The sequence below is a fragment of the Pasteurella atlantica genome, from assembly GCF_963693435.1.
GTDB lineage: Bacteria > Pseudomonadota > Gammaproteobacteria > Enterobacterales > Pasteurellaceae > Phocoenobacter > Phocoenobacter atlanticus.
This window is the reverse complement of record NZ_OY856306.1, coordinates 1,652,002-1,665,824: the sequence shown is the minus strand read 5'-3', so window position 1 is coordinate 1,665,824 and position 13,823 is coordinate 1,652,002. Positions and strand designations below refer to the sequence as shown.

Below are 13,823 nucleotides of genomic sequence, written 5' to 3'. Positions count from 1 at the left end.
ATGCTTGAATTATTGTTCCTATTGTTACCAATTGCAGCATTATATGGTTGGTATATGGGACAACGAAGTGTGAAAAAAACACTAGATTTACAGAATAATAAATTTTCTCGTGATTATATGACAGGATTGAATTTTCTGTTATCAAATCAACAGGAAAAAGCGGTTGACCTTTTCCTATCTATGCTGGAAGAACAGAGTGATGAACAAATTAATTCTGAATCTCAATTTGAAGCAGAGTTAACCTTGGGAAATTTATTTCGTTCTAGAGGGGAAGTTGATCGAGCATTAATTACACACCAGAAACTTGATAATAATTTAAATTATTCAGTAGAACAAAAGCTTTTAGTTAAACAGCAACTTGCCAAAGATTTTATGAAAGCAGGTTTTTATGATAGAGCTGAAAATCATTATATCAAATTAATCGATGAACCAGAGTTTGCAATCCATTCGTTAACCCAATTAATGAATATTTATCAACGTACTCAGGAATGGGAAAAGGGGATTAATGTTGGTAAAAAATTAATCAAACTCAACCCTAAAGCAGATCGAGTTCCACTTTCACATTATTATTGTGAATATGCCCACATTCTTCAAAAACAAGAGAAACCATTTGTCAATGGTTTAAATAAAGCGTTAGAAATTAATCAAAACTGTACTAGAGCTTCCATTTTGTTGGGGGATTATTATGTTTCAAGACAAAATTATGAAAAGGCGTTACAATATTTTGAGTACATATTAATACAAGATGCAGATTATATTAGTGAAGTATTAACTAAAATAAAACACTGCTATTTATCTTTAAATATGCCAGAAAAGTTTGAACGATTTTTACTCAAAGCAAATCAACAAAAACATAATAGTGCAATTGATATTGCACTTACTGAATGTATAGAAAAGAAAGATGGGAAAGAGTCTGCGAAAGCTAAATTGCACGAGCAAATTAAACTCTACCCAAATATGGTGACCTTTCATCGTTTTATTAAATATCAAATTGATGAGGCAGAAGGAAGTGGTCGAGAGAGCTTAATATTATTATATAAAATGGTTGGAGATAGCATTCAGCAACGACATAAGTATCTTTGTATAAACTGTGGTTATCAAGGCGCATTATTACATTGGCTTTGCCCTTCCTGCCGTAATTGGGAAACAATGAAGCCAGTACAAAGTTTAGATAATATCATTTAATAATGATTTCAAATATAAGTAAATAACGGCACTAGGATAAAGCAAATTTGATCGCTTTTTTTGCTAATTCAAGGGTTGCATCAATAATATAATGTTCACCTTTTAAATTAGGAATAAATAAAGGAATTTCAGTACAAGCAGCAACATAAGCATCTGCCTCTATATTATCAATAAGCTTCTGAAAATCGTTCTGATAGTTTTCAACCTTACCAGCTTTTGCTCCTAAATAGATACAATCCATTAATGTATCTTGTTGTGGTTGACTAATATTGATTACCTCAAACCCACTCAATTCCAATTTTGTCTGATATAGCTTACTTTTTATCGTACCATTTGTTGCTAATATAGCTATCTTCTTCAGTTCTTGTTCTGCTGTAGTATTATGATCTTTTAGTTTTTCGACAACAGCATCAATAATACTGATAATTGGAATGTCAATTTTTTGTTGAATTGGTTCGGCAAAATAATGAGCGGTATTACAAGCGATTAAAAGAGCCTCAGCCCCCGCCTTTTCAAGGCGAGTAGCTGATTCGATCATTTTATCTAAAGGACTTTCATTTTGAGTTAAAATGTAAGCTGTACGATCTTCGATTTGAGGGAAACTGTCAATTACAATTGGAATATGCTCTTGATCACAATTGGCAGGGGTCAATGCCGTAATTTTACTATATAAATCTACAGTTGCCATTGGCCCCATTCCACCCATAATACCTAATCTTTTAGGTGTAGTTAGTCTTCCCATTTAGACATATCCATTTCATTTTCACTTTTAGCCACAACTGTTGTGCCAAGCATATCACCTACAACATTCATTGATGTACGTCCCATATCTAGCAGTGCGTCAATACCAAAAATCATTGCATAAGCAGCTGCTACAGCAGAGCCTTCTTCTATTTTTAAACCAACGCTTTCTAAAACCATAATAAGCATAATTGCACCAGCTCCTGGAACACCAGCTGTTCCTATAGAGGCTAGAACTGCAGTTACAATAATAGTTGCTTGAGCGGTGAAATCTAGAGGGATTCCAACTGCATTAGCGATAAACATCGCACAAACACCTAAATAAATAGTTGTTCCGTCCATATTGATGGTTGCTCCAATAGGAAGAGTGAAGCCATAAACATTACGATGAATACCCATTTGATGTTCAGCGGTTTCCATTGAAACGGCAAGTGTTCCACCAGAACTACGTGTTACAAACGCAGTAACCATTGGCTGAATAACACGTTTAAAGAATTTGAAAGGATTAAGTTTAAATAATATAGCTAATACACCATAAACAACAAGACCTTGAGTAATTAGGGCAGCATAAACGGTACCTGTCACATCTAATAGAGGACCAAATGCAGCACTGCCATTTTTTGCGAATACAGTAAATATTAGAGCAAAAACACCAATTGGAGCATACTGCATAATCCAAGCAACCACTTTAAAGATGATTTCATTTACACCTTCAAAAAAGTTATAAACAACTTCTGCAGATTTTTTAATATTTTGTTGTTCGCTTTCACGACAATGTGCTAAAGATAAACCAAAGAATAGACAGAAAATAATGGTCGGTAATACTTTACCATTTGAAATCGCACCAAATGGATTTTTAGGGATCATATTAGTAAAAACTTCCACTAGGGTTGGAGCCGTAGTTGTTTTTGCGACAGCATCTGCAGAACCAACAAGATTTAACCCTTCTCCCGGTGAAAAAATCTGCCCAAAAAAGAGTCCTACGATAATAGCAAAAAATGACGTTAAAATATAAAAAGCTAAAATTTTAATCCCAATTTTACCTAATCGAGATGGTTCAATACTGGCTGCACCTACTACTAAGCTTGCAACAATAACAGGAAGTACAATCATCTTTAATAGACGAATAAATACATCACCAAAAGGAGAAATGTAAGGGATAATATCTTTATTATCACTAAATAAAATCCCAACAATTCCACCAAGAATTAAACCACATAGTATTCTAATAAGTAGATTACTATTAAAGTACCACGAAAATATTGATTTTTTTTGCATTTAGATTTACTCCTGTTGCTTATTAAGAATAGATAAATTAATTTTATTTCATAAATTAATAATTATAATGGTTGAATTATAAGGGGTATTTATCTTGATCACAAGGTAATTTTCTTATGATAATCATAAGCTTCTTGTTTGAAGACTATTCTTGCTTTAGAATACAGGGGTTTGTAGTTCTTATAAATACGTTTTGTAATTAAACATTATTTCATTAGGAATGGTAGATGACATTAGTATATTCGACAGAATTAGGGCGAATTAAACCTCAAAAAGAACAGGTGCAATCCCCGAAGGGTGACGGTATTGTTCGTATTCAGCGACAAACCTCAGGACGAAAAGGGAAAGGTGTTTGTGTAATTAGTGGTTTAGATCTTGAAGATAAAGTCTTAACGCATTTAGCAAAAGAGTTAAAAAAACGTTGTGGTTCTGGTGGTTCTATAAAAAATGGGACAATTGAAATTCAGGGTGATAAAAGAGACATTATCAAACAGTTTTTAGAGCAAAAAAATTTTAAAGTAAAACTTTCAGGTGGTTAATAAATGAAAAAATATCATATTGAGACGTTGTTATCAACATCACAAATAGATAATAGAATTAGAGATTTAGCACAACAAATCAATGAATATTATCAAAAAAATCAATGTAATAAATTAGTGGTTATTGGATTATTACGTGGTTCTTTTATGTTTATGTCAGATTTAGTTCGTTTATTAGATTTGCCTGTTGAGGTCGATTTTATGACAGCATCAAGTTATGGTTCTAGTATGGAGTCTAATCGAGATGTGAAAATTTTAAAAGATCTTGATGGTGAAATAAATAGTAAAGATGTATTGATTGTAGAAGATATTATTGATACAGGCTTTACTCTTGATAAAATAAAAAAAATGTTATTGCTACGTTCACCGCATTCCGTAAAAATTTGTACATTATTGGATAAACCTTCTCGTCGAGAAGTAAATGTTGACGTTGATTGGGTTGGATTTGAAATACCCGATGAATTTGTGGTTGGCTATGGTATTGATTATGCTCAACAGCATCGCCATTTAGATTATATTGGTAAAGTAGTAATGGATAAATAGAGTATTTTGCAAAAAAGTACTAAAAAGAGACCGCTTGTTATGATAATAAGCGGTTTGTTAGTTGTATAATGTTTTAACCTTGAAAATAAAGTGATTTACTGATGCAGGAAATTGAAGTGATTGAGAATGTGAAAGGAAAAGATAGATTAATCCAATTTTTATTAATTGTGGTTGGAGGATTGGGGCTTTATCTTATGGTTGCTCTGTTAAGCTATAGCCCATTAGATAATAGCTGGTCAGTTTCAACTAATATCACTACAGAAGTCTTAAATAAAGCAGGTGTTATTGGGGCTTGGAGTATTGATTTATTGTTTTCAAGTTTTGGACAGGTTTCCATTATTGTTTTATTTACTTTAGTTTTAGCACCATTATATTGGCTTCTATTTGGCGTAGAATCTAAATTTGGCTGGTTGTATTTATTTTTAAAATTGATGAGCTTTATATTATTTATTGTAGGTTTATCAGGTCTATTGAATATATTATTTGTTCATTTTGGTTATTATATCTCTGGTGGATTTATCGGTGGTATATTTAAGCAAACTATTTCATCACAAATTGGTGAGGTTGGTGCTTTACTTATTGCTACTTTATTTCTTATAGTTGGTTTCTATTTCTGTTTAGGAAAAGCACTTACATCATTAGTAATCCATTTTTATCGTTGGTTAACTGTTGCTGAAGACGAAGACGAAATACAAGCGGTTACTTTAGATCAAGAATTTGCAAAAAATTCAGAAAAATCACTAAAAACTGAAGATGTGATAATAGATGATAATATGGTTGAAAAAGAGAATGAGAAAGACGAATTTATTACAAATCAATTAACGGATGTCACACAATTTGCACGCCCAACACCTAATATTATAGGGTTAAATAAAGCAGATTATGAAGAGCAAGTAGAACAGGTAGAAAAAGTCATACAACAAGAAGATGATGACTATTTTGATTTTAAGTCGACAACTACTCCTGTTAATCTAAAAGTAGATGATATTCCTAAAGTAAATATAAAACAACAAATTATAGATAATGCTATTGCAGATAGAGTACTTCAACAGAATGATCCAAAGGTTGGATTTGAAGAAGAAGTTATTAAAGATATTTTGCCACAAGTACATCTTGATATTGAAAATACAGAAACAGAAGCTACATTAGAAATACAAAATGATGATATAGAAGATCCAATAAAAAATACGCTATCTATTGAAAAACAGCAAGTCGCTGTAGAAGAAAAAATGGTTAAGGTAAAAGAAAATAAACCACAATACCCAAAAGGATATGGTAATACTTTAGTTCATCCGTTATTACAGCAACATACTAAAATACCAAAACCTACCACCCCCTTACCTACTATCCGTTTAATGGATAAACCGCCTGTTGAAAAGCAAAAAATAACTGAGCAAGAGATTTATGAAATTTCTACTAGAATTGAAAAAGCATTGGCGGATTTTGGAATAAAAGCGACCGTTGAAGATGTTTTAATTGGTCCTGTTGTCACTCGTTATGAAATTCAATTAGCACCAGGAGTGAAATCCTCAAAAGTAATTAATATAGGTAGCGATTTGGCTAGAGCATTAATGTTTAAAGCTATTCGGATTACAGATGTTGTGCCAGGTAAACCTTATATGGGTATTGAAACACCAAATTCATATCGTGAAACAGTTTGGTTAAGAGATATTTTTGAAAGTCCTCAATTTTGTCAATCTGATGCGAAATTACCAATGGCTCTTGGTAAAGATATTAGCGGTCAAGCTGTTGTGGTGGATATGGCGAAAATGCCACACTTATTGGTTGCAGGACAAACAGGCGGAGGTAAATCGGTTGGGGTAAATACAATGATTTTGAGCTTACTTTATAAACTGACACCTGAACAAGTTCGTTTTATTATGATTGATCCAAAAGTGGTCGAATTGAGTATTTATGACAACATTCCTCATCTATTGACACCTGTAGTCACAGATATGAAAAAAGCAGTAAACTCATTGCGTTGGGTAGTCGATGAAATGGAGCGACGTTACCTACTGTTAAAACATCTTAGTGTCCGTAATATAGAAGGATATAATGATAAGATAGAACAAGCGGAAGCAATGAAATTTCCTATACCTGATCCAACGTGGAAGCCTGGTGATTCTATGGATCAACTTCCTCCCGCTTTAGAAAAATTAAGTTATATTGTTGTTATTATAGATGAATTCTCAGATCTTATTATGACACAAGGAAAGCAAGTTGAAGAATATATCATCCGTATTGGACAAAAAGCACGAGCAGCTGGAATACATCTAATTTTAGCGACACAACGCCCTTCTGCAGATGTTATTACAGGATTAATAAAATCCAATGTACCAAGTAGAATAGCCTTTACAGTCGCAAGCCAAATCGACTCAAGAACTATCTTAGATAAAGGCGGTGCAGAGAGCTTATTAGGACGTGGTGATATGCTTTATTCAGCGGCAGGAACCCCTGATATTATACGTGTTCATGGTGCATTTATGACAGATAAAGATGTCGAAAGAATCACCGATGATTGGCGAGCAAGAGGAACGCCTAACTATATTAATGCTATTGTTGAATCAACCAGTAGCGATGAGCAATCAGGAAATTCTGGAGAGGGGGGCGAGTTGGATCCACTATTTGATGAGGTCGTTGCTTTTGTCATTGATTCAGGTGTGACTTCTGCTAGTGGCGTTCAGCGTAGATTTTCAATCGGATTTCCAAGAGCGGCAAGAATATTAGATCAATTGCAAGAGCAGGGTATTCTTTCTACGCCAGATAATAGAGGAAAAAGAGAGGTATTAGCTCAGTAAGTATTTTATTCAACTGGTATTATTTTAAACAGGGCAACTGTAAATTTTATTTGTTTATTTTTAAAAATTAATGATAATTATTATGTAAACATTGTAGAGAATAGTTTATATTACTTTGTCCCTACGTGAGGAATTAAATTTGTAAATTCTTTATGTGATCTACCCGCTATATTTATATCTAATAATGTTTGTAAGAATTCTTATTAAATTTTAAATACTATCCTGTTCTAATTAAAGAATGGTCTTGCTCTGCCATTTTACAAAAAATTGTTTTTATTAAGACATATATCCTTCAGTATTGTGCTTGATTTTTTAAGTTTTTAAGAGGTATACTACCTATTGTCACTTAATTATTGTACAGGATAGATCAAATGTATAGCATTTCTTTAACACAACATCATACCTCCACCATTTTTAAATATTCAGCATTATTTAGCCTCCCAGGGCAAGATCATTTTAAATTGAACTAAATACTATTTTTACGATCAGATCAGTAACAAATGTAAAAAAGGTTTACTGATATGACAAATAATTTTATTACTCACTTTTCAATTATCAAAGATCCTAGAATTGAACGATGTAAAAAGCATGCACTTATAGATATTTTATTTCTATCTATCTGTGCAGTCCTATCTGGTGCAGAAGGTTGGGAAGATATAGAAGACTTCGGTCACGTAAAACTAGACTGGTTGAGACGTTATTTACCTTTTCATAATGGAATTCCTAAACATGATACTATAGCAAGGGTAATGAGTCGCTTAGAACCTGAAGCTATTCAAACTTGTTTTATCAATTGGGTTAAAGAACTCATAACAGAAGTAGATGGAGAAATTATTGCCATTGATGGAAAAAGTGCAAGAGGCAGTTTTTCTACAAAAAATAGAAAAGATAGTCTACATATGGTTAGTGCTTGGAGTTGTGAAAATGGCTTAGTGTTAGGACAACAAAAAGTAGAGGGTAAATCAAATGAAATTACAGCAATCCCTAAACTATTAGATTTACTTGATGTAAAAGGAGCCACTATTACACTTGATGCAATGGGATGTCAGCATGCTATTATCAATAAGATTCATTCTAAAGGTGCGGATTATGTGGTGTCATTAAAAGGTAATCAAGGACAGTTAAATAAAGAAGTTAAGGCTTGGTTTCACAAATGTCATAGAGAACAGTTTGCAAATGTTGGTCATTCTATTTATGAGCATATTACTAGTGGTCATGGACGAATAGAAGAGCGAAGATGTATTCAATTAGAAATTGATAAAAATTGGCTTACAGAACATAAAAAATGGGCGAATATCCAAACCGTAATTTGTATAGAAGCTAAATGCCATATTGGTGAAAAAGTGACAATAGAAAACCGTTATTATATAAGTTCTCTTAGCCTTAATGCAGAAAGATTAAATAGTATTATTCGTAATCATTGGGCGATAGAAAATAGCTTACACTGGACTTTAGATATGACTTTCCATGAAGATAATTCAAGGATTAGGCGAGGGAATGCAGCTGAGGTAATGAATGCTTTTAGAAAACTAGCATTAAATATTGTTAAAACTGATACAACTCGTAAAGCAAGTATGAAACGTAAGCTAAAAATGGCTGCATTGGATGATAATTTTAGAGCTCAATTACTTCTAAATATAAATTAAAATGCTCTTGCCCTGTTTAGCCTCCTTTTTTTATCACAATATAGTTATGCAGATACAGTAATATGTGATACACAAAATGGCAGTAATCTAAATGGTTGCACAACTAGAACGATAGGTGTAGACAAAGCTACTTTTACAAAGGTGGTAACTGGGGAAATGATTGGACGCTTTAGCAAAAGTCCGAAAAATAATTCCGTCGAAGTTATTGATACTAAGGGGGTAAGTATAAACAATGTTATTGGTTCATTTCCTATTTCCTATCCTTTTTCTTTACCTTTTATATCTAATAATGATACAACATATAATACAGTAACAATAAAAGGTGGACATATAGGACAGCATACCATTACATCATCTTCAGGATTTTCAGGTTCTTCTGTTTATGGTGGGATTTCTGCATTTAAAAACTCTAATAATAATAAAGTTATAGTAAATGATGGCATTATAGATGGAGATATTTATGGAGGAACAAGTAAATCAGGCAATGCCGAGAATAACATTATAGAAATTAATGGTGGTACTGTAGGTTATGATGTGTCTGGTGGTGATGGAGATTTAACAGGAGGTTATTCATTAGAAGGCAATGCAAATAATAATACAGTAAAAATTACTGGTGGAAAAATGGCAGAAGATGTCTATGGTGGTTATGCTGGAGCACCTGGATATAGTCATACAGGAAATGCTAATAGTAATTCTATTATGATTACTGGTGGACAAGTTGATCAACAAGTCGTAGGTGGAAAATCTATTTTAGGTAATGCTATTAATAATACTCTCACTATTAAGGGTGGGCAGTTCGGAAAAGAAACAATCTTTTATGGTGGTTATACAGGAGTTGGAAAAGGTGATGTAAGAACAGGGAATAAGCTGAATTTACATAAATCAGGGTTTAATATTAAGAATATTGCAAATTTTGAAGATATTAATTTTTACGTTCAAAGTGATACTAAGAAAGATGAAACATTTTTAACATTATCAGATACAAATGGTACAGATATTAGTGATACTAGAGTAGGGGTAGCTGTTGAAGGAAGTAGCTTGCTAAATAAAGGTGATGAGGTTATTTTAATAAAACAAACAGGTGGCGATATTACATTCCCAAGTAATATGGATAATCATATTGAAGGTATGCAAGGAACTGCTGTTGAATATACTTTCAAATTACATAAAGATGATAATAAAACATTTATTGCTTGTGCGTTAGGTCAGAATGTTTCTAAGTGTGATCCAAAAATCACTAAATGGTTAGATCTTAGTGGTACGGTATTAAAAAACGCTGAGAAAGCAGATACTTTTTTAAGTAAAGGGATTGATCCTGTAGGTTATAGTTATGATGGTATGGATGAAACAAGCGATGCCCGTATATATAAATATTATAAACCTAAAACCACAAAATGGATAGATTTTGATGGCAAAGAAATTCAAACAACGGTAACAGGGAAAGACTTTGCTGAAGCGGGTAAATTTGATGGCTATCATATTAGCAAAACAAAAGTTTCTGATGATGGGTTAACTAAAACTTATATTTTAGGCAAAGTAATTAATGCAGGTTTGATAGATCCTATTGCTTATAAAGTAAAAACAACTAAATGGGTAGATTTTGATGGCAAAGAAATTCAAACAACGGTAACAGGGAAAGACTTTGCTGAAGCGGGTAAATTTGATGGCTATCATATTAGCAAAACAAAAGTTTCTGATGATGGGTTAACTAAAACTTATATTTTAGGCAAAGTAATTAATGCAGGTTTGATAGATCCTAACCTTGCTTATAAAGTGAAAACCACAAAATGGGTAGATTTTGATGGCAAAGAAATTCAAACAATGGTAACAGGGAAAGACTTTGCTGAAGCGGGTAAATTTGATGGCTATCATATTAGCAAAACAAAAGTTTCTGATGATGGGTTAACTAAAACTTATATTTTAGGCAAAGTAATTAATGCAGGCTTGATAGATCCTAACCTTGCTTATAAAGTGAAAACAACTAAATGGGTAGATTTTGATGGCAAAGAAATTCAAACAACGGTAACAGGGAAAGACTTTGCTGAAGCGGGTAAATTTGATGGCTATCATATTAGCAAAACAAAAGTTTCTGATGATGGATTAACTAAAACTTATATTTTAGGCAAAGTAATTAATGCAGGCTTGATAGATCCGAGTCTTGCTTATAAAGTGAAAACGACTAAATGGGTAGATTTTGATGGCAAAGAAATTCAAACAACGGTAACAGGAAAAGACTTTGCGGAAGCAGGTAAATTTGATGGCTATCATATTAGCAAAACAACAGTCTCTGATGATGGATTAACTAAAACTTATATTTTAGGAAAAGTAATTAATGCAGGCTTGATAGATCCAAATCTAGCTTATAAAGTGAAAACAACTAAATGGGTAGATTTTGAGGGTAAAGAAGTTCAAACAACGGTAACAGGAAAAGACTTTGCGGAAGCAGGTAAATTTGATGGCTATCATATTAGCAAAACAAAAGTCTCTGATGATGGGTTAACTAAAACTTATATTTTAGGAAAAGTAATTAAAGCTGGTTTGATAGATCCTAACCTTGCTTATAAAGTGAAAACCACAAAATGGATAGATTTTGAGGGTAAAGAAGTTCAAACAACGGTAACAGGAAAAGACTTTGCGGAAGCGGGTAAATTTGATGGCTATCATATTAGCAAAACAAAAGTCTCTGATGATGGGTTAACTAAAACTTATATTTTAGGCAAAGTAATTAATGCAGGCTTGATAGATCCTAACCTTGCTTATAAAGTGAAAACAACTAAATGGGTAGATTTTGATGGCAAAGAAATTCAAACAACGGTAACAGGGAAAGACTTTGCTGAAGCGGGTAAATTTGATGGCTATCATATTAGCAAAACAAAAGTTTCTGATGATGGATTAACTAAAACTTATATTTTAGGCAAAGTAATTAATGCAGGCTTGATAGATCCTAACCTTGCTTATAAAGTGAAAACAACTAAATGGATAGATTTTGAGGGTAAAGAAGTTCAAACAACGGTAACAGGAAAAGACTTTGCGGAAGCAGGTAAATTTGATGGTTATCATATTAGCAAAACAACAATCTCTGATGATGGATTAACTAAAACTTATATTTTAGGAAAAGTAATCAATGCAGGTTTGATAGATCCTAACCTTGCTTATAAAGTGAAAACCACAAAATGGATAGATTTTGAGGGCAAAGAAATTCAAACAACGGTAACAGGAAAAGACTTTGCGGAAGCAGGTAAATTTGATGGCTATCATATTAGCAAAACAAAAGTCTCTGATGATGGATTAACTAAAACTTATATTTTAGGAAAAGTAATTAAAGCTGGTTTGATAGATCCTAACCTTGCTTACAAGGTGAAAACCACAAAATGGCTTGATAATGAAGGAAATGAAATTCAAACAGCAGTGAAAGGTAAAGATTTTGAAGAGCAAGGTGTATTTATTGGTTATGATTTTAATGAAGTAAGTGTCTCAGATGATGGTTTAACCAAGACCTATATATTTGGAAAATTAATTGATACAACACCACTTAATCCAGATCTTTCTTATAAAGTGAAAACCACAAAATGGCTTGATAGTGAAGGAAAAGAAATTCAAACAGCAGTAACAGGTAAAGATTTTGAAGAGCAAGGTGTATTTATTGGTTATGATTTTAATGAAGTAAAAGTATCTGATGATGGTTTAACCAAAACCTATATATTTGGAAAATTAATTGATACAACACCACTTAATCCAGATCTTGCTTATAAAGTGAAAACTACAAAATGGCTTGATGATGAAGGAAATGAAATTCAAGCAACAGTGGTAGGCAAAGATTTTGAAGAGCAGGGAATATTTGTTGGTTACGATTTTAATGAAGTGAAAGTATCTGCTGATGGTTTAACCAAAACGTATATATTCAAAAAACAAAATGTAATTAACAACGTTGCAGGACGTGTTGCTAAGCAAACAGAATCTTATCTAAATACAGGTATTGTAGGAATAGAATTTGTTAATCATGGATTTGATTTGACTAATTCTTTGATGGATAACGGTTTAAATTTAAACAATAACCTACATGGATTTAAAGCATTTGGCACTATAGATAGTAGTAAATGGACAGTTAATTATACAGATTTAGATAGCTTTAATATGGTGACGGGGGTTGGAGCAATTAAAAATAATAATATATTTGGTGCCTTTATTGAAGCAGGGAGTGGTCAATATCATAGCAAAACAATGACTAAAGATAATATTGTATTTTCTAATGGAAATTCTAGATATTATGGTATAGGAATGTTATTTCAAACTAAACTTAATGCTATTTATTTAACATCTAGTGCTAAATTAGGTAAGAGTATTACAAGTTATAAGTCTTCTAATATTAAAGGTGCAAAAAATAATAAGGTTAATTTTACTAGTAAACGAAATTATGCTGGAATGACCTTAAAAGGCGCTTATACAGCATTTCCGAATTATAGTATTAATGTTACGCCCTATATAGAAGGATCTTATTTATATTTTGGTAAAGACAATGTTATGATTGAAAATCAGAATTTCACATTCAATAAAATTGAATCATTAGAAACAGGTGTTGGGATAAAGCTAAAAGGTTATATAAATAATCATATCAATATTTATACTGATGCTAAATGGATCAGAGAATATAGAGGAATTGCACAAGGAAAAGTTCTAGGATTGGATATGCCTAGTGTTAATGTTAGAGGTGATACTCAATCTCTCAAGGTAGGACTTGATGTTAACTTTAATAATAATTTTTATATGGATATTAATATGAATAAATCATTTGGTATACACCGTGGAATGAATACAGGTCTTCTGTTTATGTACAATTATTAAGAAACATGGGCTGTGAATATTACATTAATTAACTTAGGGGTGAGATAGCACACATAATTTGTATGTATCTTCCCATTGCTCGATATAAGAATCCTCACAAAATATTATAAGGCATAATATATCGAGTAGATTAAATCGAAAATTAACAAATTTAATTTCTTACGTAGATACAAGAGATAGGATATGCCCTGTCTCTTGTATCTTGCCAGCTTATTCAGTTAAACTAGTAAACTGGATAGGCAATGAGTTAT

Annotated in this window: 8 protein-coding genes; 6 read left to right on the top strand and 2 right to left on the bottom strand. The window is 32.4% G+C overall.

Going from position 1 to position 13,823, the window contains the following annotated elements:
* The gene (gene lapB, locus U9966_RS07810) at window positions 1-1,185 is read left to right on the top strand and encodes a lipopolysaccharide assembly protein LapB (protein ID WP_306347637.1); all 1,185 of its coding nucleotides are present in this window, start codon (window positions 1-3) and stop codon (window positions 1,183-1,185) included.
* Between the two features lie 31 nt (window positions 1,186-1,216).
* On the opposite strand, the gene cuyB is transcribed toward lapB, so the two are convergent.
* A complete protein-coding gene (gene cuyB / locus U9966_RS07805; RefSeq protein ID WP_306347638.1) occupies window positions 1,217-1,927 on the bottom strand; it encodes a cysteate racemase in 711 nt (236 codons plus the stop codon).
* Entirely contained in the window at window positions 1,915-3,204 is a 1,290-nt protein-coding gene (locus U9966_RS07800) for a dicarboxylate/amino acid:cation symporter (protein WP_306347639.1), read from the bottom strand. The genes cuyB and U9966_RS07800 overlap by 13 nt, the downstream gene beginning before the upstream one ends.
* A gap of 227 nt (window positions 3,205-3,431) precedes the next feature.
* Between U9966_RS07800 and yciH the strand changes: the two genes are divergently transcribed.
* From yciH to U9966_RS07775, 5 genes are all read left to right on the top strand, one after another.
* A complete protein-coding gene (gene yciH / locus U9966_RS07795; protein ID WP_306347640.1) occupies window positions 3,432-3,743 on the top strand; it encodes a stress response translation initiation inhibitor YciH in 312 nt (103 codons plus the stop codon).
* A gap of 3 nt (window positions 3,744-3,746) precedes the next feature.
* A complete protein-coding gene (gene hpt, locus U9966_RS07790; protein ID WP_306347641.1) occupies window positions 3,747-4,286 on the top strand; it encodes a hypoxanthine phosphoribosyltransferase in 540 nt (179 codons plus the stop codon).
* Window positions 4,287-4,387: 101 nt separating this feature from the next.
* The gene (locus U9966_RS07785; RefSeq protein WP_306347642.1) at window positions 4,388-7,084 is read left to right on the top strand and encodes a DNA translocase FtsK; all 2,697 of its coding nucleotides are present in this window, start codon (window positions 4,388-4,390) and stop codon (window positions 7,082-7,084) included.
* Between the two features lie 521 nt (window positions 7,085-7,605).
* Complete coding sequence (locus U9966_RS07780; protein ID WP_306347859.1) at window positions 7,606-8,730, top strand: ISAs1 family transposase; 1,125 nt, start codon at window positions 7,606-7,608, stop codon at window positions 8,728-8,730.
* 156 nt (window positions 8,731-8,886) lie between these two features.
* Window positions 8,887-13,572 (top strand): autotransporter outer membrane beta-barrel domain-containing protein, encoded by a 4,686-nt coding sequence (locus tag U9966_RS07775; RefSeq protein ID WP_306347677.1) that lies wholly within the window; start codon window positions 8,887-8,889, stop codon window positions 13,570-13,572.
* Window positions 13,573-13,823: the final 251 nt, after the last annotated feature.

What these genes read in the sequence shown, in the direction of transcription:
- U9966_RS07775 (WP_306347677.1), top strand. Translation starts at nt 8,887, where the DNA reads ATGATTGGACGCTTTAGCAAAAGTCCGAAAAATAATTCCGTCGAAGTT.
- yciH (WP_306347640.1), top strand. Translation starts at nt 3,432, where the DNA reads ATGACATTAGTATATTCGACAGAATTAGGGCGAATTAAACCTCAAAAA.
- lapB (WP_306347637.1), top strand. Translation starts at nt 1, where the DNA reads ATGCTTGAATTATTGTTCCTATTGTTACCAATTGCAGCATTATATGGT.
- U9966_RS07800 (WP_306347639.1), bottom strand. Translation starts at nt 3,204, where the DNA reads ATGCAAAAAAAATCAATATTTTCGTGGTACTTTAATAGTAATCTACTT.
- U9966_RS07785 (WP_306347642.1), top strand. Translation starts at nt 4,388, where the DNA reads ATGCAGGAAATTGAAGTGATTGAGAATGTGAAAGGAAAAGATAGATTA.
- hpt (WP_306347641.1), top strand. Translation starts at nt 3,747, where the DNA reads ATGAAAAAATATCATATTGAGACGTTGTTATCAACATCACAAATAGAT.
- U9966_RS07780 (WP_306347859.1), top strand. Translation starts at nt 7,606, where the DNA reads ATGACAAATAATTTTATTACTCACTTTTCAATTATCAAAGATCCTAGA.
- cuyB (WP_306347638.1), bottom strand. Translation starts at nt 1,927, where the DNA reads ATGGGAAGACTAACTACACCTAAAAGATTAGGTATTATGGGTGGAATG.